A 24,954-nucleotide genomic window follows, 5' to 3' on the forward strand; every position below is an offset into this window, starting at 1 on the left:
CAACGACTTGACAGGCTCAGGGGGAATCCGCAAATTGGTTCCCCCTGATTGTTTAAAACGGTTTCTCCATGACTCAAAACACCTCTCCCGACGGCAACGACACCGTAAAAATCGCCAGCCTTGCTGATGTTCCGCACTACCTCGAGACGGTCACCGAATATCTGCACGGCGAATGGTCTGACTTCGCACACTGGGCACAAAAAGATTATATCCGCCAACGCCTTGTGCAACGGATTGGCAGCCGTGGCCGTCAGTGCGTGCTGATCGCACTTGATGAGAAAGAGCAGGTGGTGGGCACGGCGGGCGTGATGCGTTATGAACTCAGCGATGTCGCGGAGCGCAAATACTGGCTGGGCGAAGTGTTTACCTGTCATCATTTGCGCGGAAAAGGCATCGGCACGGCGCTGGTGAAAGCCTGCATTGCGCGTTCACGCGCGGCCGGCATTGATACGCTGTGGCTGTATACCCCCGATCAGCAGGGATTATACGGGCGTCTCGGCTGGCAGGAAGTAGAACAACGAGAAGTGAACGGCGAGCGGGTCAGTATTATGCAGCGCCCTCTGAACTGACGGCTGCCTGCTTTCTTCTGCGGACAGTCTCCTGCTGTCCGTGAAATATTTCTGTCATTTCCTGAGCGTAAAATTCTGCCACTTCCTTAAAATAATGCAGAATAATCATGATATTAACGCTCAGCTCCTTGCCTGGCAAAGCCAGATTCAGCAGATTATTTCGATCCGTTTTCACTCAGCGTCCACGCGGCATACTTTTCGGGGTAATTTGCGTTATCGCCCTGTTTTCTGCTTTGCAGATATTCTCCACGCTGGTGCTCACCAACATCCTCAGGGATGCCCGTAACAACGTCATTGCCACCGAAAGTCTGCGTCAGCAACAAGCCGTGATGGACAAAGCCCGCATGGAATTGCTGATGGCGAGCGACAAGCTGAACCGCGCCGGTATTTATTACATGCAGGATAAAGAAAGCGGCTCAGTGGGCAGCTGGAACAGCCTGCTGGAGGAATCGCTCGCGTCACTCAGCGCCTCCCGGACAGCCTTCGCCCGCTTCGGCAAGATGACGAAAGAGAGTGACAAGGCCGCCACAGAACTGAAAGCCAGCTATCAGATGTTCTACGACGGGCTGCGCGAACAGTCGGACGGACTGCAAAAAAACAACAATATTGATGCCTTCTTTGAAGTGCCGGTTCAGGCATTTCAGGACGATTTTAGCCAGAAGTATTACGCCTATCTGGCCGTGAACGAGCACACCGCCGTTTCACTCAGCGACCGGCTGCTTAACGCGCTGACTCAGGCGAAAACCCTGTTTATGGCTGCCCTTGCCGTGCTGGCGGTGATCGCGGTGCTGGTCTGGCGCGGCGTTTCCGCCTGGGTTATCCGCCCGTTACAGCGGATGATTGGCCACATCAGCGTGCTGGCCGCCGGGGATTTATCCCGCGAGGTGAAAGATGATCACTCGCGGGTCACCGAAATGCGCGAACTGGGCGTGAGCCTGCGCGATATGCAACGCGGCCTGCAAAAGCTGGTCAGCGAAGTGCGCGATGCCTCGGCGCATATTTTAGTGAACATCAATCAGATGGCCGAGGGCAACGAGGCGCTGTCCGCACAGGCGGCGATCCAGAGCCAGGAGCTGAATGCGGCCACCGGGCATATCACCCAGCTCAATGAACGGGTGAAAGAAAACGCCGCCCACGCACAACAGGCCAGCCAGCGGGCAGGGCAGGCCAAAAACGTGGCGACACGCGGCGGTGAGGTGATGGGGCAGGTGGATACGGCGATGAAGCAGATTGTCAGCCAGTCTTCACAGATGAGTGAAATTGTCTCGATGATCGATAACGTGGCATTTCAGACCAATATTCTGGCGCTGAACGCCGCAATTGAAGCGGCGCACGCCGGGCAGCACGGGCGCGGGTTTGCGGTGGTGGCGAAAGAAATTGGCCTGCTGGCGCAGAAAAGCAGCCATTCAACACGCGGCATTCATCAGCTGATTGATGACTCCGTGCAGCAAATCGGACGCGGTTCGGCCTCGGTGACGGTGCTGGGGAAAAGCCTGGAAGAAATTATCGCCATCTTTAATGGCCTGAGCGCGCTGGTGGAAGAGATTTCAGCCGCCACCCTGTATCAGGGGCAAAGTGTTCACGATGTCTCCGAGCGCATTTCCGCGCTCAATCAGGTCACTTTGCAAAACGGTAAGCTGGCCGATCACGCCGCGGCCTCTTCGCGGCAACTGCTGAGTCAGTCGCAACGGCTGGAAAAAGCAGTTGCGCGCTTTGCGCTGGGGGCAGGCGGATAAGCCTTTGCCGCGCGCACATCCCCGCTTATTTCGTGTGCCAGGTGATCATGCTGCCTTCACTGTGCCCGGTCACCGGATCGCTGGCAGGCAGCGGTACGGCGCTGACCGCTTTGGTGCGCGCCGCCAGCTGTGACGGCTCATCATGGCAAAGATCGGCTTTCACCTGGGGCGGATAGGCGCCCACCAGCATAAAATCCTCGTCGGCGGAAATCTGTTTATGACCGATCCCCGCCGGTAGCAGCAACACATCGCCGGTTTTCACCTCAATCAGTTTTCCCTTTTCCCCGCCAAGTTGCAGCGTGGCGGAACCGGCGAACACGCCCAGCGCTTCGTGGGTATTCGAATAGAAGTGAGTGAAGGTGTAGACCGGGTAGCGCCACTGCGGTGGCCAGCCGTTTGAACGGAACAGGTGCTCGAGATAGTCGGCATTATCGGCAACGTTTGGCGGAATAACGCGATGATAAATCATCACCGGCAGCCGGTTGTTAGGCACGCCGCCTGACGGCTTATCAATCAGTAAAGTCTCCATCGCAACCTCCCGTGGGGTGGCAAATCCAATACGCGGCAGTGGCATCAGAGCGATGACACCCAGCAACGTGACAAACCGACGTCGATCCACAGGCATCAGGCCGGGCTCCTTTTCTCTCAATGGCTTACCTCTTTCATGTATAGAACATAACTGTCTGAAAATCATCTTCGTCAGACAGATTTAAGAGGGGAAACCCGCAGGCGGCTTATCAGATAAAACTTAAAAACTGTAGCTTTCAACAAATAGAAGTCATATTCAGTGGATAAATGCCTTATCTCTTCTATGCTTAACTTGCTTATACAAAAATAGAAAAAGTACTCAGGAGGAGATGTTATGAATAAGAAAATGTTACTTGTGGTGGCGACAGCCGTTTCTGTACTGGCAGGGTGTCAGACTTACGACCGCGCAGCGAGCTACGTTAAAGAGCCTGTGGTCAGCGATGTGAAAGTCGGTATGACGAAAACGCAGGTTCGCGCTATTGCAGGGCCACCATCAACAGAAGCGACGCTTATCCATGCGAAAGGCACTTGCCAGACGTATGCAGTGGCTCCGCGTGATGGTAAAGCACAGACTTACTTCGTCAGCTATAACGACACCGGTCATGTCATGAACAAAGGCTACCAGTCTTGTTCTGACTACGACAAAGACCCGCAAGCTGCTCAGTAATCTGCTTTGAATTATCTGGGAAGGCTCACCGGCCATCCCGGCTTTCCCCTCGCAAGAGGGGAAAGAATCAGACCTCAGGCTTTCTCCGTCACAATCCTCACACCGACTTTACTCACCTGATGACCGTCCATTTCGGCAATCGTCCACGTCAGACCATCCCATTCAATATGGTCACCGATGACCGGCTCACCGCCCAGTAACCTGATCACGAAGTGCCCCAGCGACTGCGACTGATCCACCGTTTCTTCCAGATTCAGCCCGTAAAGCTGCGAAATAGCGTCCAGAGGGGCATCGGCCTGCAAAATGAAATCACCGAAGAACCGGTCGTCGAGCACCACTTTATTGCTGTCACTGAACAATTTACCCAGCTCCGGCAGGTGCTTTTCCTGACCAATGACACAGAGAATATCGCCCTCTTTGAGCCGCGTACTGCCGGTGGGGTGCAACATCTCTTTGCCACGGAACAGGGCGGCAATTCGCGTTTCCTTCGGCATTTGCAGATCACGCAGCGCTGCGCCGACGCACCACTTCTCCGAGCCCAGCTGATAAATAAACTGTTCCCAGTCGTTATACACATCGATATCCAGCCCGAGGCGGGAAATCGGCGTCGGCTGCGGCGGAACCAGTACCTTCGCTTTTTTCGCCGCAAAACCCAGCGACGTCCCCTGCACCAGCAGGGAAACCAGCACGATGAAAAAGGCGACGTTGAAGAACAGCGTGGCGTTCGGCAATCCGGCCATCATCGGGAACACCGCCAGAATGATCGGCACCGCGCCGCGCAGGCCAACCCACGAGATAAAGAACCGTTCGCGCAGGGTGAAGTTTTTGAACGGGATCAGACTGACGAAAACCGACAGCGGCCGCGCGAGCAGGATCATCCACAGCGAGAGCGCCAGGGCAGCGACAGCGATGGGCAACAGATCGCTTGGCGTCAGCAGTAATCCCAGCACCAGGAACATGCCAATCTGGCTCAGCCACGCCAGCCCGTCGAAGGTTTGCATAATCCCGTGGCGGTTGCGGATCGGCATATTACCCAGCATCAGCCCGCACAGGTAAACCGCCAGAATGCCGCTGCCTTCCAGCGCCATGGTGGCGGCGTAAACCAGCAGGCCACCGCTGAAGGCCAGCAGCGGGTATAAACCGGCGGCCAGGGTGATTTTGTTGATGAGCTTGTGCAGCAGCCAGCCGCCGCCGAGGCCAAACACAATGCCGAGGCCAAACTGGCGCACCACATCCACGATAAACATCAGGCTCAGCCCGTGTTCACCTTTGGAAATCATGTCGATCAGGGTGATGGTGAGGAACACCGCCATCGGGTCATTACTGCCGGATTCTATCTCCAGCGTGGCGCTGACACGTTCGTTGAGGCCTTTACCGCCAATCAGTGAGAACACGGCGGCGGCATCGGTCGAGCCGATAATCGCGCCAATCAGCAGGCCCTGCATCAGATCGATGTGGAATAACCACGCCGCCGCCATGCCGGTCAGCCCGGCGGTGATCAGCACGCCGACGGTGGCCAGTGACAGGGCAGGCCACAGCGCGACACGAAACGACGAAGCCCGTGTGCGCATCCCGCCGTCGAGCAGGATCACCGCCAGCGCCAGGTTACTGACCAGATACGCTGCCGGATAATTATCGAATGCGATCCCGCCGATGCCGTCGACCCCCGCCAGCATACCGATGGCGAGGAAAATGACTAAAATAGGGATGCCAAGCTTAGAAGAGAACGAACTGAGCAAAATGCTCGCTGCGACTAACAGGGCGCCAATAAAGAAAAGTGTGTTGATCGTGCTGGCGTCCAAGAGTGTTCTCCTTGTAAAGCATGAGTGGCGCGGGGGAAGTGCGGTTTCATCATCAGTGACGAGGTGACTAATTTATCAGGAAAATGAGCCCCTTGCTGGGGTCATTTCGGATTTTTATTAGTTGCACTTAAGAATAAAAAACTATGCTTAATGATGAGAGAAGTCTATCTGCAATCAGTCAACAGGAGCAGCAAATGAGTGAATTTACCGGCGTACACCGTGAAGTGCTGGAAGATGGCAGCATCAAACATGTGGTTATCCGTGATGCAGCGGGCAATGAGCAGGCAATGGCCGCAAAAGATTACATTTCGCAAGGGATCCAGCCGGAACTCGATGAGTTGCCCGAAGTGGGCACCTCTGAGGAATTTCCGGTGTCCGGCAAAGGCTGAATCCCCGCCCCGCGCACGCGCGGGGAACGCCTTTTTTACACGCCCAAACGGTCACGCAGTGAATAGTAAGCGGCGCCGAGCATGGTGAACGGCACCTGGAAGTTGCGGCCACCGAAGAAGGGCATGTGCGGCAGACGGGCGAACGCGTCAAACCGTTCGGCGTCGCCGCGCAACATCTCGGTGATGAGCTTTCCGGCCAGATGCGTGAGCGTCACCCCGTGCCCGCTGTCTCCCTGCATATAGTAGATATTATTTTCCAGCCGTCCGAACTGCGGCAGGCGCGAGAGCGTCAGCAGGAAATTGCCGCCCCAGCGGTAATCAATCTTCACGCCCTTAAGCTGCGGGAAGGTGCGGTTGAGCTTGGGCAGGATCACTGAATCAATATTCGGCGGATTTTTGCCGCCATAGGTCACGCCCCCGCCATACAACAGGCGGTTGTCGGCAGTGAGGCGGAAATAATCCAGCAGATAATTGCAGTCCTCCACGCAATAATTATTGGGCAGCAGGGAGAGCGCCATATCGTCCGACAGGGGTTCGGTGGCAACAATCTGTGAGCCGCACGGCATACTGAGGCGCGTAAGGCGCGGGGCCAGTTGCTGGCTCAGATACGCATTGCCGGCCAGGATCACATATTTGGCTTTGACCTGACCTTTCGCCGTGTGGACCAACGCCGGGTCGCCGTGGTCGATGCGCGTCACCGCTGAGCCTTCATAAATACGCCCGCCGTGACGGCGCACCGCTTCGGCTTCGCCCAGCACCAGATTAAGCGGGTGAATATGGCCGCCATTTTTATCCAGCAGCCCGCCGACGTAACGGTCGGTGGCGATCTCCCGGCGGATGGCACTTTCATCCAGCAGGGTTAATTCGGTATGCCCGTAACGGTTCCACAGCTTTTGCTGGTCACGCAGTTTTGACAACTGGCGTGAACTCAGCGCGGCAAACACGCAGCCGGGGCGATAGTCGCAGTCAATAGCGTACTGGTCGATGCGCTGACGGATAATGTTCGCGCCTTCAAACATCATGCTGCCGAGCATATCTGCGGTCTGCCGCCCGTAACGATCTTCAATCACATCAATATCACGGCTGTAGGAATTGACCACCTGGCCGCCGTTGCGCCCGCTGGCGCCCCAGCCGACGCGGGCGGCTTCTAACACCACCACGTCATAACCGGCTTCACAAAGGTATAAGGCGGAAGAAATGCCGGTGTAACCGGCGCCGACAATACAGACATCGCACTCAATATTGTCAGTCAGCTCCGGCCAGGGCGCATGCGCATTGACGGAGCTGGCGTAGTAGCTGTCGGTGTGAGGCGCGCCGACGGCGCGGGGACTTCCTGTTTGAGCACTCATAATGACATCCTTCTTTGGGTTCCCGTTGCCACGCCCGGAGCCGGTGACAACTAGAAGGTATTAGGGGTATGTGCACTGACTATCCTGCAAATCCGCGTAGAAATATTACTGAAGCTGTGGGGGTTAGCGGTGTTAATGGCATAGCTTTGCCCCGCACGCAGCGGATAACGTTGACCGTTGACGGTTAAAATGATTTCTCCTTCTAACAACGTACCGACTTCTTCTCCCTGATGTTTGATTTTGTCGCCAGTGGTGCTGCCGGGCTGATAGGTTTCCAGCAGCATGGCGACCGCGTGGTTTGGCGTGCCGTTGTGCACCATTTTCATGGACACTCCCCGGCTGCCGATTTCAATCAATTCCGCCGAATCAATGACAATTCTCGGTTTGTCACTTTCCCGCGTTTCAGCAAAAAATTCCGATAACGACAGCCCATATACCCGTAATAACTTTTGCAGCGTACTCACGGCGGGGCTGACTTTATCCTGCTCGATGGTGCTGATGGCGCTGTGTGTCAGGCCAGACAACTCGGCGGCTTTGCGTTGGGACATGCCGAGTTGCTGACGAATTTCAGAAAGCCGGCGACCAGGCGCCAGACTGACTTCGCTCATCCGTCTATTCCTCGCGAGCGCTCCGGGCCTGATGGCCTTTGCGGCAGGCATTGATAAATGCGTTGAACAACTGACGGGACACCGGGTCCGTCAGGCTGTGCCATTCAGGGTGCCATTGCACACCCAGAGCAAAGGGATGGTCGCGCACACTCACGGCTTCCACCAGATTATCCGGCGCACGGGCTTCCACATTCAGTTCTGCGCCCAGACTTTTCGCCCCCTGACCGTGCAGGGAATTCACCTGAAACTGCTGATAATCAGGTAACAATTCCGAAAGTAATCCCCCCGGCGCAATGTGAACCGGATGCACAACGTTGTATTGATCATCATGCGGCAGGGTGGTGTCTTCGCGGTGATCCATATATCCCGGCACCTCCTGTACCTTGCGATGCAGCGTGCCGCCGGTGGCCACCACTAACTCCTGCAAACCGCGGCAGGCCGCGAACAGCGGGATCTTCTTATCCAGTGTGGCGCGGATCAGTTGCAGACTCAGGCGATCCCGCCCTGGATCGGCAAGCTCCTCGACACCTTCTTCACCGTACTGATGAGGCTCAATATTACTGGGGCTGCCGGTGAGGAAGATGCCGTCAAGGCCTTGCAGGATCTGGTCTATCGCGCCTTCGCGCGCTGCCAGCTCATGCGGCAGGCAGACGGGCAGGGCGTCGGCGTTGAAAATGGCGTCCAGATACTTTTCGTGAACGGTGAGTGCAGGGTTTTCATCAACAGAATTCTCACACATGACTACCCCAATGATCGGTCTGTAGCTGGTCTGTTTCCCCGCTGATGCCGTGGAAAATATATTGCCCATAGTCCCGCCTCGTTGAGTAAGTGAATGGAATAACAGGTCGTGCCTCCCCGCACGCTGTTTTAACGCATTTGATCAGTGATGATGGCCTTCTTCTGTCCAATTTAGCAGCGCCATGATGGCTTTTCAAACAGAGTTGTTACTGAATTGTATGTGTTGCAAAAAATTTATGTTAAGGCTAGGGTTAATCATATGGCCTATATTTTGAGCATGGCCGGGCGGGTAACAGACACACCAGAAGAAGATGACAAATGAGAAAACTGCGTTGAACAGAGCAACCAAACGGTAAGGCTTAACCGGCAGGCATCATGGTGGTGCCGTTGACGCCGGAATCCAGCAAATGGCGGAAAACCTATGCAAGCGACTGAACTGATGAATGAAATTAAGAAAGAGATTAGCGAGAACACCTCTCTTGCTAAGCACATTGAAGAGCGAAGTAGCGCGTTCCAGGATGAAGTAACCCAGTACCTGGAGCGTCACCCGCAAACCCTTCACGTCGACGTCCTGCTCACTGATCTCAATGGTTCCTTCCGCGGCAAACGCGTTCCCATCTCCGCCCTGCGCAAACTTGAAAAAGGCTGTTACTTCCCGGCATCGGTTTTTGCCATGGACATTCTCGGGAATGTTGTGGAAGAAGCGGGTCTTGGGCAGGAGCTTGGCGAACCCGATCGTAACTGTATTCCTGTCCCCGGCACCTTAACGCCGTCAGCGTCTGACCCCGAACACACCGGCCAGCTTTTGCTGACCATGCTTGACGAAGATGGCACTCCCTTTGACGTTGAACCCCGCAATGTGCTGAATCATATCTGGCAAACATTGCGCCAGCGGGGATTATTCCCGGTGGTAGCGGTAGAGCTGGAGTTTTATCTGCTCGACAGGCAGCGCGATGCGGAAGGCTATATCCAGCCGCCGTGCACGCCCGGTACGCAAGAGCGCAGCATGCATACGCAGGTCTATTCCGTGGATAATCTCGATCACTTCGCCGATGTGCTGAGTGACATTGACCGTCTGGCACACATTCAGGGCTTGCCAGCCTCGGGTGCCGTGGCGGAGTCCTCACCGGGACAGTTTGAAATCAATTTGCAGCACAGCGAAAATATTCTGCGCGCCTGTGATTACGCCCTGATGCTTAAGCGTCTGGTACGCCTGGTGGCGGAAAATCATGAGATGGACGCCACTTTTATGGCGAAACCTTACGACGACTACGCGGGCAGCGGGATGCATATCCACCTCAGCGTGCTCGATGACAATGGCAAAAACCTGTTTGCCAATACGGATGGTCAGGATTCAGAACTGATGAAACGCTCACTGGCCGGGATGATCGCACTGATGCCCGCGTCGATGGCGATTTTAGCGCCGAACGTCAACGCGTTCCGCCGCTTCCAGCCGGGCATGTATGTGCCGACGCAGGCGTCATGGGGGCACAACAACCGCACCGTCGCGCTGCGCGTACCCTGCGGCGGCGTGGCCGATCATCGCGTTGAGTACCGCGTTGCCGGTGCGGATGCCAACCCTTATTTAGTGGTCGCCACCGTGCTGGCGGGCATGTTGTTCGGGCTTGATAACGATCTGCCGTTGCCGGAACCGGTCACCGGGAACGGTCTGGAGCAGGAGGGTATTCCGCTGCCCATCCGCCAGAGCGATGCCCTGTATGATTTTAATGAACAACCGGCGCTGAAAAAGTACCTCGGCGAACGTTTTTCGCAGGTCTATCACGCCTGTAAATCCGATGAGCTGTTGCAGTTTGAACGCCGTGTGACCGAAACCGAAATCGACTGGATGCTGCGTAACGCCTGATTTCCTTCACCACGGGCGCCGTTTTTACGTTATCAGCGCCCGCACTTTGAGGAAATCCATGCACGAATGTTTAAATCTGGAAAAGAATTTGTAACTGAAAGCCTATGAATCTTGTCATTCATGCGTGATTTGTGCAAAATACGCCGCACTGCAGATAACCGACGCTTAAAGGCGCCGGTTATTTTTTTTGTATGTGCAGTACCCAAACTAATTCAACAGAGGCCGGACCCAGATCCGGATAGATAACAAGGTTCGTGTGCGATCCCAAATTAACAACGGTCGCCACTATGAGGAAATGTAACATGGGGCAATATTTCAAACCTGTACCGGTGCCTGCCGGTGCTTCTTTCCGCTGCGGCCACATTCGCTCAGCCTTCACTTGCGTATCCAGCGATGTGAAGATCTATCCCCCGTTTACTGGTAATAACTCACGAAGTTTTCCCTGTACGTTGCGTTCAGAGGCGTTTAAGCGCCCGGTGTCTGCAATTCAGGGAGGACTGAGCCATGTCTGCTAATACATCTGCCGCTCCGGCCACTCAGCGCGTTCAACTGCGTAAAACCCTGACGCTGGTTCAGGTTGTGATGATGGGTCTTGCCTATCTGCAACCGATGACCATTTTCGATACCTTCGGCATCGTTTCCGGCCTGACCGATGGTCACGTCGCGACCGCGTACATCTTCGCGCTGATCGCCGTTCTGTTTACCGCCGTGAGCTACGGCAAACTGGTGCAGCGTTTCCCGTCTGCCGGTTCTGCTTATACTTACGCGCAAAAAGCCATCAGCCCGCACGTCGGCTTTATGGTGGGCTGGTCATCACTGCTGGACTACCTGTTCATGCCGATGATCAACATCCTGCTGGCGAAAATTTACCTGGAAGCGATCTTCCCCGGCGTGCCGTCGTGGATATTCGTTACCGCACTGGTGGCGATGATGACCGCGTTCAACCTGCGCGGCATCAAAGTGGTGGCTAACCTCAACAGCATTATTGTGGTGGTGCAGGTGGCGATCATGGTGGTGTTCCTGGGGCTGTTGGTCCGTGGTGTTTACATGGGCGAGGGCATGGGGACGCTGGCGACCACCAAGCCGTTCTTCAGTGAAAACGCGCACGTGGTGCCGATGATCACCGGTGCGACCATTTTGTGCTTCTCGTTCCTCGGCTTTGACGGCATCAGTTCGTTGTCAGAAGAAACGCCGAACGCGGGCAAGGTCATCCCGAAAGCGATTTTCCTGACCGCGCTTATCGGCGGGATCATCTTTGTTGTGGTGTCTTACTTCCTGCAACTGTACTTCCCGGACATTTCACGCTTTAAAGATCCGGACGCTTCACAGCCTGAAATCATGTTGTACGTGGCCGGTAAGTTCTTCCAGTCTGTCATTCTGTGCTTTAGCTGCGTAACCGTTCTGGCTTCCGGCATGGCGGCGCACGCCGGTGTTTCCCGTCTGCTGTACGTGATGGGCCGTGACGGCGTATTCCCGGAAAAACTGTTTGGCTATGTGCATCCGAAATGGCGTACCCCGACCTTCAACGTCTTGCTGGTTGGCGTGGTGGCGATGTCTGCGGTGACCTTTGATCTGGTCACGGCGACGGCGCTGATCAACTTCGGCGCGCTGGTGGCATTCACCTTTGTAAACCTGTCGGTAATTTCCCAGTTCTACATCCGTGAAAAACGTAACCGCACGCTGAAAGATCACATCAACTATCTGATCCTGCCGGTGATTGGTGCGCTGACCGTGGGGGCGTTGTGGCTGAACCTGGAATCCAGCTCCATGACGCTGGGTCTGGTGTGGGGCGCTATCGGATTGGGTTATCTGGCGTTTATTACCAATGCTTTCAGAAAGCAGCCGCCGCAGATGAGCGGGGAAATCGCCCCCGAGGCGTAATTGCAGAGGGCCGCTGCAATGGGGGCTTTTATTGCTGACGCGGACTGAGGATATTTCGGTTTCTCACTGTCTGCGATTACCTGAACTTTTGCGCCGAAACCGAGCAGAGGGGAAAGACTTTTCCCCTCTGCACTCCCCTCGCTTTTTCAAACCCGTGCCATGCAGACAGGCTATGTTTCAGCTATTCCTGCTATTGCCGCAAAATCCCGTCGCTGCGCGATTCCCTCCGGTCGGGTTACAACCCGCGCAAAAAAACGCGGTTTTTCACCTCTCCCTCCGGCGTGATTTTTGAACGCGGCTACTGGCTTCCGGGTCACAACTTCACCCGTTCGGATCACTTTAAAAGCCAAACGCGTTGCTCACATTCATCTGATATTGATTTTGAAATCATCATTCATCTGGTTTTGATTTTGAAAAAAGGTGAGAGGGCGCGATCAAAAAATCCTGCCGAACGGAGCGGATTCGAGACCTTAGGCTCGAAGACCGGGAGAGGGCACCGCGCAGCGGCAGGGTTTTGCGCCACTCACTGTTGCCACAGGATATGTCCGCCGTGCCAGCGATAGCGCGCAGTAAAAAGCGGGGAGGAATCCAAAGGAGGGAAAGCACTTCCCTCCTTTGGGCGGTTTCGGCGCAGTGTATGAATTGAACACTGCACGTAAGAAACCGAAATTATCTCGATACGCAGTGAAAAGGGAGATTTGGGGGAAGCCCCCGAACTAAATCACCCGACCAGTTTCTTGCCGTATTCAAACAGCGCCCCGAGAAGCGCCATCTTCTCCCCATCTCCCTCATGCAAGTTATAGAGCGCTTCAAGCTCTAATGCATAATTCTGAAAACGCTCGTCAGTGAGCTTGGTCTGACGATGTAACATCCAGCGCTTTTGTTCGGCATCCGTCAGTGTCTCGGGGTAGTTGCGTGCGCGGAAACGGAACAACAGCGGTTCGATGCGGGAATCATTAAACGTCAGATCCAGCGCAGGAAGATTCTCCGGGCGGGTTTCCAGAATGATGCGCATGGCGGCGCGATCGGCATCGCTAAAGAAACCGTCGTAAAGGCGGGCATCAACGTCGTCCGATGGCGTAAACGGCTCGGCTTCGGCGTACATCGTCACCACTTTCTCGCGCACCTGCGGGTTCTGGCGCAACAGTTGCAGGTTTTCCAGACAGCGCTGACGATCAATCCCCAGGCGCTCGGCGTTTTCCGGCAGCAGCGTTTTGGCCGGCGCCAGCACCGGGCATTTATTGACGTGCACCAGTTTAATTGGCAAAGGCGATTGCCCCGCCTGCAACGCGTCGCGGCGGCTGTAGAGACGCTCGCGCATTTCATCAGGAGTGAGATCCAGCAACGTCGACATATCACCGGCCAGATCGCACATGATCACGGCGTTTTTATTCTCAGGATGCCACGCCAGCGGCGCAACCCACGCGGTGTTGCCGCGCGCGGCACCGAACATGCCGGAGACGTGCACCAGCGGTGCCATCGAGGGAATGTCGATCAGCGTATTGAGTTTATGTTTGCTGCGATGCTCGAGCAGGAAGCTGAACAGGCGCGGTTGTGCCTGCCTGACCAGCTTCGCCATGGCGATAGTCGCGTAGACATCGGCCATCGCGTCGTGGGCATTTTCGTGTTCGATGCCGTTGGCTTTGGTCAGATGTTCGAGGCGGAAACTGGGGAAGCCTTCGTCGTTTTCCGGCCAGTTGATGCCTTCCGGGCGCAGCGCATAGCAGGCGCGCATCACGTCAAGGAGGTCCCAGCGCGAATTGCCGTTCTGCCAGCTGTAGGCATAGGGGTCGTAAAAGTTGCGGTAAAGAATGTTGCGGCTGACTTCATCGTCGAAACGAATATTGTTATAGCCGACGATGCAGGTGGCCGGCACGCTGAACGCCTGGTGAATTTGCGCGGTAAACTCCGCTTCGCTCAGGCCGCGTTCCAGCGCAATCTGTGGCGTTATGCCGGTGATCATCACCGCTTCCGGTTCCGGCAGGTAATCATCCGAAGGGCGACAATAAATCACTAACGGCTCTTCGATGATATTGAACTCTTCGTCAGTCCTCACCCCGGCAAATTGCGCAGGGCGATCCAGCGCCGGATTTTTACCGAATGTCTCGTAATCGTGAAAGTAAAACGTTTTTTGAGGCTTGTCTGACATGACGAAGATAACCTTATCAGTGCGGAATTGGGGGGTGAATCGCCGGATAGGATACCATCCGACGCAACGATGTCATGACAAAATCCTCAGTCGCGCAACAGACCCCGCAAATCGCCGGAATTTCCCGCACGCATCCCGCAAAACCCTGACCAAACCGGGGTGATCCCCTTTACTAACTCGGCTAAACTAACGCTCTCATTGAATAATCGCCGATGGCAGGCCAAACGTGCGTCTCGACAAGAAAATTTCCCCGCTGGATAACGTCATCTATCGCCACTACCGCATCACCCATGCGCTGCGTATTGCACTGGCGTTTATCCTGACATTCCTGATCGTCCGCCTGACTCACATCCCTGAGGGAACCTGGCCGCTTATCACGCTGGTGGTGGTGATGGGGCCGATTTCATTTTGGGGTAACGTGGTTCAGCGGGTGATGGAGCGCGTCAGCGGGACGGTTCTGGGATCGGCGTCGGGCCTCATCGCCTTGTGGCTGGAACTCTATTCGCTGCCGCTGATGCTGGTCTGGTGTGCCATCGTGATGTTCGTCAGCGGTTATCTGACGCTCGGAAAACGTCCCTACATGGCGCTGCTGATCGGCATTACGCTGGCTGTGGTGTGCGGGGCAGGGCCGGGAGATATGGAAATGGCGCTGTGGCGTTCCGGTGATGTGATATTCGGATCATTTCTGGCGCTGTTTTTTGCCAGCATTTATCCGCAGCGCGCCTTTATTCACTGGCGCATGCAGATGGCCGACTACCTGATGTCCCTCAACAAAATCTACAGCGCCTGGCTTTCCCCCAATCTGCTTGAACGCCCGCACCTGCATGGCAAGCTGAAATCGGCGATGAGTCAGATGGTGAAAATGCGTTCACTGTTTGCACCCGCCAGCAAAGAATCGCACATTCCCCGCGAGGTGTTTGACGCTGTCCAGACCCTCAGCCGTAATCTGTTGTGTACGCTCGAACTGCTTGCCGATGCCTACTGGAGTTCGCGCGAAAGCCATTTCCTGATGCTCAACGCGCGCACCTTGCGCAGTGCGCAGTTGCTGATACTGGATACGCTGGAAAAACTGAGCCTGATGTTGCTTAACGGCACGCGGGGCGATGAACTGAAAATCAGCCATCAGCTGAATGAATCCGCAGAAGAGCTGAAAGCGCTGATGGCAGAAATGAATGCCGCCCACCATCTGGAAGCGCAAGTCTATGGTTACGTCTGGCTGAGCGCGCAGGTGGCGGAACAACTGAAGTCAATGGGAGATCTGATCACCCTGACCATGCAAAAAGAAGAAGCTCAAATAAGCAGCGGTAAAACGCCGAAAGCATGAAGGGATTTTTTTCTGCCGCCTAAAACGGGTAAGATGGCGGTATTGGACGATTATCTGAGCGCGCAGCACGCACTTTGCTCCTCTTTTTGCTAAGTTGTTATTCACTGTCAGTCACATGTGAATAAGCGGTTGCGACAAGTCAGTCACTGAATCTGTGTAACTTAATCGAAGGTGTTAAAATGGACAATATCAATAAGCCGAGTTTCCAGGACGTTCTGGAGTTTGTGCGCATTTTCCGTCGTAAAAACAAATTACAGCGTGAAATTGCAGACAACGAAAAGAAAATCCGCGACAACCAGAAGCGCGTTCTGTTGCTCGACAACCTGAGCGATTACATCAAACCAGGCATGAGCATCGACGAAATTCAGGCGATCATTGCCAGCATGCGCGGCGACTATGAAGATCGCGTTGATGATTACATCATCCGCAATGCAGACCTGTCGAAAGAACGTCGTGAAATGTCCAAAAAGCTGAAAGCGATGGGCGAAATCAAAGCCAACGAAACCAAGTAATTTCGTTGTCGCCAAAAGCAAAAACCGGGCTTAAGCCCGGTTTTTTTATGTCCAGAATAGGTGAGTGACGATTAATGCAGATGAGACAGGCTGGCCGCGCTTATCCGCAAACCCTGATCGTTGAAGACCATGCACCGTTCGGCCTCAAACCAGGTGGTCAGGCTCTGGTACGGGTTGAACGCCATATCGCCCGGCAGCAGCATTTTGAATCCGTCGGTGCCATAACACTGGCCGAACAGATAGGTGCTGTTGCCCAGTCGCTCAACCACTTCGCAGTTAAATTCCAGCGCATTCTCTGTTTCTTTTGACAGCAAATGCTCGGGGCGAATGCCCAGCGTAATGCGCTCGCCGCTCGCCAGTTCGGGGGTGCGCAATGCCAGCGTCAGGGTTTTCTCCGGCGTAAGGCGCACTTCCAGCCGCTCCGGCTGCCAGCTCAGCACCTCGGCGGGCAGGAAATTCATTTTCGGTGAACCAATAAAACCGGCAACAAATTTATTGACCGGATTGTAGTAAAGGTCCATCGGCGCGCCCATCTGCTCTATTTTGCCGTAATTCATCACCACGATTTTATCCGCCAGCGTCATGGCTTCGGTCTGATCGTGCGTCACGTACACCATGGTGGTTTTCAGTTCCTGATGCAGTTTGGAAATGTGTAAACGCATATCAACGCGCAGTTCGGCATCCAGGTTAGAAAGCGGTTCATCGAACATAAATACCTGCGGATTGCGCACAATCGCGCGGCCAATGGCGGTGCGCTGGCGCTGACCGCCGGAGAGTTGCTTCGGTTTTCTGTCCAGCAGATGGGAAAGTTGTAACGTCTTGGCGACCATCTCAACCTGATGGCGGATTTCCTCTTTCGGCACGCCGTTCACTTTCAGTCCGTAGCCCATGTTTTCGGCAATGGTCATGTGCGGGTAGAGCGCGTAAGACTGAAACACCATCGCCACGCCGCGGCGTGAAGGGTCAACGTCGTTCACCCGCTGCTCGCCAATGTAAACGTCACCTTCGGTAATGTCTTCCAGCCCGGCAATCATGCGCAGCAATGTGGATTTCCCGCAGCCGGACGGCCCGACAAACACCGTAAATTCTCCGTCTTCAATATCAATATTGATGTCATGCAGCGTGACCGTTTTATCGAAACGCTTCACCACATTCTTAAGTCTGATGCTGGACATGTTTGGCCTCTTAAAGATTCATACCGCTGATATTTCGGACTATAACCACCTTGTGTAAACGTTTGCACAGGTCGGTTCGAATTTTGGAGAGGAGATCACACAATACACATCTTTTGGTAGTGATTTTAAGATTCAAAGTTTAACGTATAACACGAATTCGGAAGCGACATTAATCACTGTGTTGTCAGGTTTTAAAGGGTTTTAAACACGGGTTATTGATTGGGTGTCGTCAGGTTCTACACAAAAATGTTATACCTTCACATCCAGGAGCAACAATGAAAATTACACACCTTACTGCCTTGGTACTGATGTCGTTAAGCCTGAGCAGCCAGGCTGTCCGGGCAGCCGAGGGACAGCTACTTATCTGGGAAGATATTAAGAAATCTTCCGGTATTTCCGACGCGGTGAAAGATTTTGAAAAAGAGAACAACGTCAAAGTCGTTGTGCAGGAAACGCCTTATGCACAACAAACGGAGAAATTACGTCTGGATGGTCCGGCAGGCATTGGCCCCGACGTCGTCGTGATCCCTAATGATCAGCTCGGTACGGCGGTTGTGCAGGGGTTACTGGCCCCGCTGACCCTCGACAAAGCGTTCACTGACAGCTTTACGCCTTCGGCGATCAACGCGTTCCAGCTGAAAGGCCAGACCTACGGCGTGCCAAAAGCGGTGGAAACGCTGGTGCTGATTTACAACAAAGACTTACTGCCGAAAGCACCGGCGACGCTCGACGATTATTACACCTTCTCCAAAGAAGAGCGGGCGAAAGGCAAATACGGCCTGTTAGCCAAGTTTGACGAAGTCTATTACGCCTACGGCGCGATGGCATCGATGGGGGGGTACATTTTCGGTAAAGATGCGAAGGGCGAGATCAACGTCGAAGACATCGGCCTGAACAAGCCGGGCAGCATTGAAGCGGTGACCTATCTGAAAAAATTCTATGCCGACGGGTTATTCCCGGCAGGGATCACCGGCGAAAACGGACTGAATGCCATTGATTCCCTGTTCACGGAGAAGAAAGCCGCCGCCGTCATCACCGGCCCGTGGGCGTTCCAGCCGTATGAAGCGGCGGGCATCCACTACGGCGTGATGCCGTTGCCGCTGTTACCTAATGGCAAACCGATGAGCTCTTTCCTCGGCGTGAAAGGCTACGCGGTATCCACTTACAGCAAGCAAAAACCGCTGGCAGAGAAATTCATCACCTTCATCAATCAGCCTAAATACGCCAAGGTGCGCTATGAAGTGACCAAAGAAATCCCGGCACTGACGGCGCTGGTCAACGATCCGATGATTAAAAATGATGAACGCGCCAACGCCGTGGCGCTGCAATCCACCCATGCTACGGCGATGCCGGGTGTGCCGGAAATGCAGGAAGTGTGGGGGCCGGCCAACAACGGTATTCAGCTGGGCGTGACCGGCAAGCAACCGGTGCAGGCCGCCATGAATGACGCGGTGAAAAATATCCAGATGCAAATCGAAGCGGCGAAAGCCAGCAACGAGTGATCCGGTAACACACTTTGTACGTCTGACAGGAGGGCGTGAATTCACGCCCTCACCAGTGAAAGGAACATCTTTGTGTCTATGCGTCTCCACGAGGAAAACCATGCGCCACACGCAGCCAGCCACCATGCACCGGTGGCTCTGGCGGCGGCGCTTATTCCCGGTTTTGGTCAGTTTTATAACCGACAATGGGCCAAGGGAAGTCTGTTTTTTGTCATTTTGTTTTGTTTCGCCGGTGTCTTTTATGATTTCCTGCAACAGGGATTTTGGGGCTTATATACGCTGGGCGAAGAAGTGCCGCGTGATAACTCCATCTTCTTATTAGCCAAAGGCATTATCAGCGTCCTGATTGCCGCCTTTGGTATCGGCTTTTATTATCTGAGCCTGCGCGATGCCTGGGTTAACGGCAAACGACGCGATCAGGGTGTGGAATTACCCGGCGTCAGAAAGCAATATCATTTATTGCTGCGCGAGGGTTTCCCTTATTTAATGATCACGCCGGGCTTTATATTGCTGGTATTTGTGGTGGTGTTTCCGATTATTTTCGGTTTCTCCATCGCGTTCACCAATTACAATTTGTACCACACGCCACCGGCTAAATTAGTTGACTGGGTGGGGTTCAAAAACTTTATTAATATCTTCACGCTCAATATCTGGCGCTCCACATTGCTGGACGTATTGCAATGGACGGTGGTCTGGACGGTGCTGGCGACCACGCTGCAATGCAGCGTCGGCGTTATGCTGGCCATCCTGGTCAATCAGAAAGATTTACGTTTCAAAGCGCTTATCCGCACCGTTCTGATTTTGCCGTGGGCGGTACCGGGCTTCGTGACTATTCTGGTGTTTGCCGGGATGTTCAACGACTCTTTCGGGGTGATCAACAACGGCATTCTGGCGGCGTTAGGCATTGAACCCAAGGCGTGGATGACGGATCCGTTCTGGACCAAAACGGCGCTCATCATGATGCAGACCTGGCTGGGTTTCCCGTTTGTATTTGCGATGACCACCGGCGTCTTGCAGGCCATTCCAAATGATTTGTATGAGGCCGCCACCATGGACGGTGCCAGCACCTGGAAGAAATTAAAAACCATTACGCTGCCGCTGGTTTTATATTCCATTGCGCCGATCATTATCACGCAATACACCTTCAACTTTAATAACTTCAATATTATCTATCTGTTTAATAACGGTGGCCCGGCGGTGGCCGGATCGAATGCAGGCGGTACGGATATTCTGGTGTCATGGATATATAAACTCACCATGTCATCCTCGCAATATGCCATTGCCGCGACCATTACGATTTTGCTGTCGATATTTGTTGTCGGTATTGCGCTGTGGCAATTCCGTTCAACCAATTCATTTAAACAAGATGATATGGCGTAAGCGGGAGCAGGGTGATGAGTAAGAACAGCAGTATTAAAAGAAACCGGTTTATCCGCCTTTCGCTGAGTTATGTCCTGTTACTGATCGTGGCGGTCATTATTATTTATCCGCTGATCTGGACCGTCGGCGCGTCGCTGAATGCCGGTAACAGCCTGCTCAGTACTTCGATTATTCCGGAGAACGTGTCGTTCCAGCACTACAAAGACCTGTTTAGCGGCGACGTGAATTACGTCGGCTGGTACTGGAACTCGATGAAAATCAGCTTCCTGACCATGGTTCTGACCCTGATTTGCGTCAGTTTCACCGCCTATTCCTTCTCGCGTTTTCGCTTTAAGGGCCGCAAAGACGGGCTGATGCTGTTCCTGTTATTGCAGATGATCCCGCAGTTTTCGGCGCTGATCGCCATCTTTGTGCTGGCGCAGTTACTGGGGTTAATCAACAGCCATCTGGCGCTGGTGCTGATTTACGTCGGCGGCATGATCCCGATGAACACCTATCTGATGAAAGGCTATCTCGACGCCATTCCGAAAGATCTGGACGAGTCAGCGCGAATGGACGGGGCGGGGAATTTCCGTATTTTCATCGAAATCATTATGCCGCTCTCCAAACCGATACTGGCGGTGATCGCGCTGTTCTCCTTCACCGGCCCGCTGGGGGATTTCATTCTCTCCAGCACCATTTTGCGCACGCCCGATAAGTACACCTTGCCGATTGGCCTGTACAACCTGGTGGCGCAGAAAATGGGCGCGAATTACACCATGTACGCCGCAGGCGCGGTGCTGATCGCCGTGCCGGTCGCCATTTTCTATCTCGCCTTACAAAAATACTTCGTTTCCGGCCTGACGGCTGGCAGTACCAAAGGATAATCCGATGACTCTCTTTTCTAAAAAGATGTTCAATAAAAGCGCAATGGCCTGCGTGCTGCTGGCGATGTCATTTTCCGGCATGGCGCAGGACGTGGTGATTAAAAAAGTCGCCAACGTCCCGGCGGATTTCATCAAAGGCGCAGACATTTCGACGCTGATTGATGTGGAAAAGCACGGCGGCAAGTTCTTCGATCAAAACCATAAGCAAACCGATGCGATGGTGATCCTCAGACAGAACGGTTTCAACTATGTGCGCCTGCGCCTGTGGGTGGATCCGAAAGATGCGGATGGCAAACCTTACGGCGGCGGCAATAACGATCTGGCCACCACGCTGGAACTGGCGAAACGCGCCAAAGCGCAGGGTTTTAAAATCCTGCTCGATTTCCATTACAGCGATTTCTGGACCGACCCCGGTAAACAGTTCAAGCCGAAAAGTTGGGCGAAAATGGATTATCCGCAGCTGAAAACGGCCATTCATGATTACAGCCGCGAAGTGATCGCCAAATTCCGTGAACAGGGCACGGTGCCGGACATGGTGCAGGTCGGCAATGAAATGAACGGCGGGATTTTGTGGCCGGAAGGCAAAAGCTGGGGCGAGGGCGGCGGTGAGTTTGACCGTCTGGCCGGGCTGCTGAATGCGGCGATTGCCGGTGTGCGTGCCGATGAAAAAAATCCGTCGGACATCAAAATCATGCTGCATCTGGCTGAAGGCACCAAGAACGATACCTTCCGCTGGTGGTTCGATGAAATCAATCAGCGCAAGGTGCCTTACGACGTCATCGGCCTGTCGTTTTACACCTACTGGAACGGCCCGATCTCTGCGCTGCAAACCAACATGGACGACATCAGCAAGCGCTACAACAAAGACGTGATCGTGGTGGAAGTGGCGTATGGCTACAGCACCCAAAACTGTGACGCGGCTGAAAACAGCTTCACGGAAAAAGAAGCCAAAGACGGCGGCTATCCGGGCACTGTGCAGGGGCAGGCAGACTTCCTCAGCGACATGATCAAAAGTCTGGTGGCCGTGCCGGATAACCGTGGCAAAGGCCTGTTCTACTGGGAACCGACGTGGATCCCGGTCAGCGGTGCAGGCTGGGCCACGCCGGCGGGCATGACCTACATCAACGACCACTGGAAAGAGGGCAATGCCCGCGAAAATCAGGCGTTGTTCAGCTGTGACGGTCAGGTTCTGCCTTCCATTCAGGTATTCAAGTAATTTCCTTTTCCCCGGTCACATTGGCCGGGGAGCACTGACTTTTTCTTAAGGATTTAAAGGATTAAGCATGACGAAATTCCCTCTTCTGAGCAGTAAGATTTCCGGCCTGTTACACGGCGCGGACTACAACCCCGAGCAATGGCTGGACACGCCTGACGTGCTGATCCGCGACGTCGAAATGATGAAAGAAGCGCGCTGCAACGTGATGTCAGTGGGAATTTTCAGCTGGTCGGCGCTGGAGCCTGAAGAAGGGCGCTATACGTTTGACTGGATGGATCAGGTGCTCGACCGTCTGCATGAGAATGGCATTTTTGTCTATCTCGCCACGCCAAGCGGCGCACGTCCGGCGTGGATGTCGCAGAAATACCCGCAAGTGTTGCGCGTCGGGCGCGATCGCGTCAAAGCGTTGCACGGCGGGCGTCACAACCACTGTCTGAGCTCACCGGTTTATCGCGAAAAAGTCCAACTGATGAACGGCCAGCTGGCAAAACGTTATGCCCACCATCCGGCGGTGATCGGCTGGCACATCTCCAATGAGTACGGCGGCGAATGTCATTGTGACACCTGTCAGGGGCAGTTCCGTGACTGGCTGAAAGCGCGCTACGTCACCCTGGATGCGCTGAACCAGGCCTGGTGGAGCACGTTCTGGAGCCACACTTACACGGACTGGTCACAGCTGGAATCGCCGTCGCCGCAGGGCGAAAGTGGCGTTCACGGCCTGAATCTCGACTGGCGTCGTTTTAATACCGACCAGGTCACGCGTTTTTGCAGCGACGAGATCCGCCCGCTGAAAGCCGAAAACCCGGCGCTGCCGGCGACCACCAATTTCATGGAATATTTCTACGATTACGATTACTGGAAGCTCGCCGGGGTGCTGGATTTCATCTCCTGGGACAGCTACCCGATGTGGCACACCCGTCAGGATGATATCGGCCTCGCGGCGTACACCGCGATGTACCACGATCTGATGCGCACCCTCAAGCAGGGCAAGCCCTTTGTGCTGATGGAATCCACGCCAAGCTTCACCAACTGGCAGCCGACCAGCAAACTGAAAAAGCCGGGAATGCACATTCTTTCCTCGCTGCAGGCGGTCGCGCACGGTGCGGATTCCGTACAGTATTTCCAGTGGCGTAAAAGCCGTGGCTCGTCTGAGAAATTCCACGGCGCCGTGGTCGATCACGTCGGGCATATTGATACCCGCGTGGGGCGCGAAGTGGCCGAGCTCGGCACGATTTTATCCGCCTTAGCACCGGTGGCGGGCAGCCGCGTGGAAGCCAAAGTGGCGATCATTTTTGACTGGGAAAGCCGCTGGGCGATGGACGATGCCATGGGGCCGCGCAACGCCGGTCTGCATTATGAAAACACCGTGGCCGATCATTACCGGGCGCTGTGGTCACAAGGCATTGCCGTCGACGTGATCAACGCCGACTGCGATTTACAGGGCTACGATCTGGTGATCGCGCCGATGCTGTACATGGTGCGCGAAGGGGTCAGCGAGCGGATAAGTCATTTCGTGCAGAGCGGCGGGCGCTTTGTCGCCACCTACTGGAGCGGCATCGTCAACGAAACCGACCTGTGTTTCCTCGACGGATTCCCCGGACCGTTACGCCCTGTGCTCGGGATCTGGGCGGAAGAGATCGACAGCCTGACCGACGAGCAGCACAACAGCGTCGCCGGTGTCGAAGGCAACGCGCTGGGGTTAAGCGGGCCGTACCGTGCATCGCAGCTGTGTGAGGTGATCCATCTGGAAGGCGCGGCGGCGCTCGCCACCTATGGCGATGATTTCTATGCCGGTGCCCCGGCCGTTACCGTCAATTTGTACGGTAAAGGGCAGGCGTACTACGTGGCATCGCGCAACGACGCCCAGTTCCATGCCGATTTCTTCACCGCGCTGGCGAAAGAAATGCATCTGCCGCGCGCCATTAACACGCCGCTGCCGGAAGGCATGACCGCTGCAAGGCGTACCGACGGTGAAAGCGAGTTTATCTTCCTGCAAAACTACAGTGCGCAAAGTCAGAGTGTCACATTGCCGCTGGATTATCAGGATATCGTTCACGGCGGCAATTTACCGCGCAAACTGACGTTACCGGCATTTGGTTATCAGATCCTGACACGTAAAATCGCGCAATAAGAAGTATTACCGGCGTGCAACGGGGAATATTCCCTGTTGCACGTTTTTTCATTTCTGCAAGAGAGGATTAATGATGGTCAATATTAAAGACTTTATGCATGTGTTCTCGGCGAAGAATAAAAACCTGAAAGATGACGTACCACCGTCCACGGATGTGTCGTTATTAATTGAGGCGCTCGGTGGCCGCGATAATATTATTAACGTCGATGCCTGTATCACCAGGCTGCGCGTCAAGGTGAAAGCGCTTAAACCGGTTAACTCCGGTGCCATCCAGCAGGCGGGGGCGATAGGGGTGGTCATTATTGGTCAGGAAGTCCATGCCATATTTGGTAAGCAGTCCGACAGCCTGAAGAAATTAATGACAGAGAAATTTGGTTTAAACAGTAATTAAGTCTTTTTAAATAACGCTAAAAATAAAGGCAGCCCGACACCAGGCTGCCTTTATTGTTTCTTATTTTAAATCAATAATAATGATGCTGCTGTGCGGAGAAAAAACGTAACGATCCCCTACAAGAGAAATTAAGTTTTTATCTGTCGCTTTATAACAATGAGGATATGACTTTTTTGT

The 24,954-nt window shown here is 54.3% G+C and carries 22 protein-coding genes; 14 read left to right on the forward strand and 8 right to left on the reverse strand.

The features are described 5' to 3' along the window. The first annotated feature begins 68 nt into the window (after positions 1-68). A complete protein-coding gene (locus ED901_RS03490; protein ID WP_082465670.1) occupies positions 69-569 on the forward strand; it encodes a GNAT family N-acetyltransferase in 501 nt (166 codons plus the stop codon). Here the strand turns inward: ED901_RS03490 and ED901_RS25025 are convergent. Then, a complete protein-coding gene (locus ED901_RS25025; protein WP_162237789.1) occupies positions 547-744 on the reverse strand; it encodes a hypothetical protein in 198 nt (65 codons plus the stop codon). The two genes, ED901_RS03490 and ED901_RS25025, sit on opposite strands and share 23 nt — an antisense overlap. On the opposite strand from ED901_RS25025, the gene ED901_RS03495 reads away from it, so the two are divergent. Further along, positions 677-2,305, forward strand: coding sequence for a methyl-accepting chemotaxis protein (locus tag ED901_RS03495; protein WP_122094829.1), 1,629 nt, complete (start codon positions 677-679; stop codon positions 2,303-2,305). The genes ED901_RS25025 and ED901_RS03495 overlap by 68 nt on opposite strands. A gap of 25 nt (positions 2,306-2,330) precedes the next feature. Here ED901_RS03495 and ED901_RS03500 read toward each other — a convergent pair whose 3' ends face one another. After that, complete coding sequence (locus ED901_RS03500) at positions 2,331-2,930, reverse strand: cupin (RefSeq protein ID WP_122094831.1); 600 nt, start codon at positions 2,928-2,930, stop codon at positions 2,331-2,333. A 237-nt stretch (positions 2,931-3,167) separates the two neighbouring features. Between ED901_RS03500 and osmE the strand changes: the two genes are divergently transcribed. Beyond that, positions 3,168-3,500: an osmotically-inducible lipoprotein OsmE gene (gene osmE / locus ED901_RS03505; protein ID WP_056769377.1), complete on the forward strand. Its 333-nt coding sequence runs from the start codon at positions 3,168-3,170 to the stop codon at positions 3,498-3,500. A 74-nt stretch (positions 3,501-3,574) separates the two neighbouring features. On the opposite strand, the gene ED901_RS03510 is transcribed toward osmE, so the two are convergent. Beyond that, positions 3,575-5,302, reverse strand: a complete 1,728-nt coding sequence (locus ED901_RS03510; protein WP_056769379.1) for a potassium/proton antiporter — start codon at positions 5,300-5,302, stop codon at positions 3,575-3,577. Between the two features lie 194 nt (positions 5,303-5,496). Here ED901_RS03510 and ED901_RS03515 point away from each other — a divergent pair, with 194 nt between their 5' ends. After that, positions 5,497-5,691, forward strand: a complete 195-nt coding sequence (locus ED901_RS03515; RefSeq protein ID WP_056769381.1) for a hypothetical protein — start codon at positions 5,497-5,499, stop codon at positions 5,689-5,691. A 35-nt stretch (positions 5,692-5,726) separates the two neighbouring features. On the opposite strand, the gene ED901_RS03520 is transcribed toward ED901_RS03515, so the two are convergent. The 3 genes from ED901_RS03520 to puuD are packed head-to-tail and all read right to left on the reverse strand — an operon-like array spanning position 5,727 to position 8,456. Beyond that, positions 5,727-7,040, reverse strand: coding sequence for an FAD-binding oxidoreductase (locus ED901_RS03520; protein ID WP_056769383.1), 1,314 nt, complete (start codon positions 7,038-7,040; stop codon positions 5,727-5,729). Between the two features lie 50 nt (positions 7,041-7,090). Further along, positions 7,091-7,648, reverse strand: coding sequence for an HTH-type transcriptional regulator PuuR (gene puuR, locus ED901_RS03525; RefSeq protein WP_056769385.1), 558 nt, complete (start codon positions 7,646-7,648; stop codon positions 7,091-7,093). A gap of 4 nt (positions 7,649-7,652) precedes the next feature. Beyond that, the gene (gene puuD / locus ED901_RS03530; RefSeq protein WP_056769388.1) at positions 7,653-8,456 is read right to left on the reverse strand and encodes a gamma-glutamyl-gamma-aminobutyrate hydrolase; all 804 of its coding nucleotides are present in this window, start codon (positions 8,454-8,456) and stop codon (positions 7,653-7,655) included. Between the two features lie 369 nt (positions 8,457-8,825). Between puuD and ED901_RS03535 the strand changes: the two genes are divergently transcribed. Further along, the gene (locus ED901_RS03535) at positions 8,826-10,250 is read left to right on the forward strand and encodes a glutamine synthetase family protein (protein ID WP_122095607.1); all 1,425 of its coding nucleotides are present in this window, start codon (positions 8,826-8,828) and stop codon (positions 10,248-10,250) included. Positions 10,251-10,754: 504 nt separating this feature from the next. Then, positions 10,755-12,131: an APC family permease gene (locus ED901_RS03545; protein WP_056769390.1), complete on the forward strand. Its 1,377-nt coding sequence runs from the start codon at positions 10,755-10,757 to the stop codon at positions 12,129-12,131. 721 nt (positions 12,132-12,852) lie between these two features. Here the strand turns inward: ED901_RS03545 and sbcB are convergent. Beyond that, entirely contained in the window at positions 12,853-14,280 is a 1,428-nt protein-coding gene (gene sbcB, locus ED901_RS03550) for an exodeoxyribonuclease I (protein ID WP_122094833.1), read from the reverse strand. A gap of 226 nt (positions 14,281-14,506) precedes the next feature. Between sbcB and ED901_RS03555 the strand changes: the two genes are divergently transcribed. Both ED901_RS03555 and ED901_RS03560 read left to right on the forward strand, forming a co-directional pair. Continuing rightward, entirely contained in the window at positions 14,507-15,604 is a 1,098-nt protein-coding gene (locus ED901_RS03555) for an FUSC family protein (RefSeq protein WP_056769392.1), read from the forward strand. Between the two features lie 179 nt (positions 15,605-15,783). Further along, a complete protein-coding gene (locus ED901_RS03560; protein ID WP_013574907.1) occupies positions 15,784-16,116 on the forward strand; it encodes a DUF496 family protein in 333 nt (110 codons plus the stop codon). 71 nt (positions 16,117-16,187) lie between these two features. Here ED901_RS03560 and ED901_RS03565 read toward each other — a convergent pair whose 3' ends face one another. Beyond that, the gene (locus tag ED901_RS03565; protein ID WP_056769394.1) at positions 16,188-17,291 is read right to left on the reverse strand and encodes an ABC transporter ATP-binding protein; all 1,104 of its coding nucleotides are present in this window, start codon (positions 17,289-17,291) and stop codon (positions 16,188-16,190) included. Between the two features lie 275 nt (positions 17,292-17,566). Here ED901_RS03565 and ED901_RS03570 point away from each other — a divergent pair, with 275 nt between their 5' ends. The 6 genes from ED901_RS03570 (at position 17,567) to ED901_RS03595 (ending at position 24,777) form a co-directional block, all read left to right on the forward strand. Next, entirely contained in the window at positions 17,567-18,793 is a 1,227-nt protein-coding gene (locus tag ED901_RS03570; RefSeq protein ID WP_122094835.1) for an extracellular solute-binding protein, read from the forward strand. Between the two features lie 78 nt (positions 18,794-18,871). Next, on the forward strand, positions 18,872-20,173 hold the full coding sequence (locus tag ED901_RS03575) for a carbohydrate ABC transporter permease (protein WP_056769398.1): 1,302 nt from the start codon (positions 18,872-18,874) through the stop codon (positions 20,171-20,173). Between the two features lie 14 nt (positions 20,174-20,187). After that, entirely contained in the window at positions 20,188-21,039 is an 852-nt protein-coding gene (locus ED901_RS03580; protein ID WP_122094837.1) for a sugar ABC transporter permease, read from the forward strand. Between the two features lie 64 nt (positions 21,040-21,103). Next, positions 21,104-22,255, forward strand: coding sequence for an arabinogalactan endo-beta-1,4-galactanase (locus ED901_RS03585; protein WP_240993891.1), 1,152 nt, complete (start codon positions 21,104-21,106; stop codon positions 22,253-22,255). 67 nt (positions 22,256-22,322) lie between these two features. Then, positions 22,323-24,386, forward strand: a complete 2,064-nt coding sequence (locus tag ED901_RS03590; protein WP_122094841.1) for a beta-galactosidase — start codon at positions 22,323-22,325, stop codon at positions 24,384-24,386. A 73-nt stretch (positions 24,387-24,459) separates the two neighbouring features. After that, positions 24,460-24,777 carry a glucose PTS transporter subunit EIIB gene (locus ED901_RS03595; protein ID WP_056771833.1) on the forward strand — a complete coding sequence of 106 codons (318 nt, stop codon included), beginning with the start codon at positions 24,460-24,462 and terminating at the stop codon, positions 24,775-24,777. The last annotated feature ends 177 nt before the right edge of the window (positions 24,778-24,954 follow it).

Source organism: Rahnella sp. Larv3_ips (assembly GCF_003697865.1).
Taxonomy (GTDB): domain Bacteria; phylum Pseudomonadota; class Gammaproteobacteria; order Enterobacterales; family Enterobacteriaceae; genus Rahnella; species Rahnella rivi.

Excerpts from the sequence above, each read along its gene's own strand:
- ED901_RS03490 (WP_082465670.1), top strand. The coding sequence starts at position 69 with ATGACTCAAAACACCTCTCCCGACGGCAACGACACCGTAAAAATCGCC.
- ED901_RS03495 (WP_122094829.1), top strand. The coding sequence starts at position 677 with ATGATATTAACGCTCAGCTCCTTGCCTGGCAAAGCCAGATTCAGCAGA.
- ED901_RS03500 (WP_122094831.1), bottom strand. The coding sequence starts at position 2,930 with ATGCCTGTGGATCGACGTCGGTTTGTCACGTTGCTGGGTGTCATCGCT.
- osmE (WP_056769377.1), top strand. The coding sequence starts at position 3,168 with ATGAATAAGAAAATGTTACTTGTGGTGGCGACAGCCGTTTCTGTACTG.
- ED901_RS03515 (WP_056769381.1), top strand. The coding sequence starts at position 5,497 with ATGAGTGAATTTACCGGCGTACACCGTGAAGTGCTGGAAGATGGCAGC.
- ED901_RS03520 (WP_056769383.1), bottom strand. The coding sequence starts at position 7,040 with ATGAGTGCTCAAACAGGAAGTCCCCGCGCCGTCGGCGCGCCTCACACC.
- puuR (WP_056769385.1), bottom strand. The coding sequence starts at position 7,648 with ATGAGCGAAGTCAGTCTGGCGCCTGGTCGCCGGCTTTCTGAAATTCGT.
- puuD (WP_056769388.1), bottom strand. The coding sequence starts at position 8,456 with ATGGGCAATATATTTTCCACGGCATCAGCGGGGAAACAGACCAGCTAC.
- ED901_RS03535 (WP_122095607.1), top strand. The coding sequence starts at position 8,826 with ATGAATGAAATTAAGAAAGAGATTAGCGAGAACACCTCTCTTGCTAAG.
- ED901_RS03545 (WP_056769390.1), top strand. The coding sequence starts at position 10,755 with ATGTCTGCTAATACATCTGCCGCTCCGGCCACTCAGCGCGTTCAACTG.
- sbcB (WP_122094833.1), bottom strand. The coding sequence starts at position 14,280 with ATGTCAGACAAGCCTCAAAAAACGTTTTACTTTCACGATTACGAGACA.
- ED901_RS03560 (WP_013574907.1), top strand. The coding sequence starts at position 15,784 with ATGGACAATATCAATAAGCCGAGTTTCCAGGACGTTCTGGAGTTTGTG.
- ED901_RS03565 (WP_056769394.1), bottom strand. The coding sequence starts at position 17,291 with ATGTCCAGCATCAGACTTAAGAATGTGGTGAAGCGTTTCGATAAAACG.
- ED901_RS03570 (WP_122094835.1), top strand. The coding sequence starts at position 17,567 with ATGAAAATTACACACCTTACTGCCTTGGTACTGATGTCGTTAAGCCTG.
- ED901_RS03575 (WP_056769398.1), top strand. The coding sequence starts at position 18,872 with ATGCGTCTCCACGAGGAAAACCATGCGCCACACGCAGCCAGCCACCAT.
- ED901_RS03580 (WP_122094837.1), top strand. The coding sequence starts at position 20,188 with ATGAGTAAGAACAGCAGTATTAAAAGAAACCGGTTTATCCGCCTTTCG.
- ED901_RS03585 (WP_240993891.1), top strand. The coding sequence starts at position 21,104 with ATGTCATTTTCCGGCATGGCGCAGGACGTGGTGATTAAAAAAGTCGCC.
- ED901_RS03590 (WP_122094841.1), top strand. The coding sequence starts at position 22,323 with ATGACGAAATTCCCTCTTCTGAGCAGTAAGATTTCCGGCCTGTTACAC.
- ED901_RS03595 (WP_056771833.1), top strand. The coding sequence starts at position 24,460 with ATGGTCAATATTAAAGACTTTATGCATGTGTTCTCGGCGAAGAATAAA.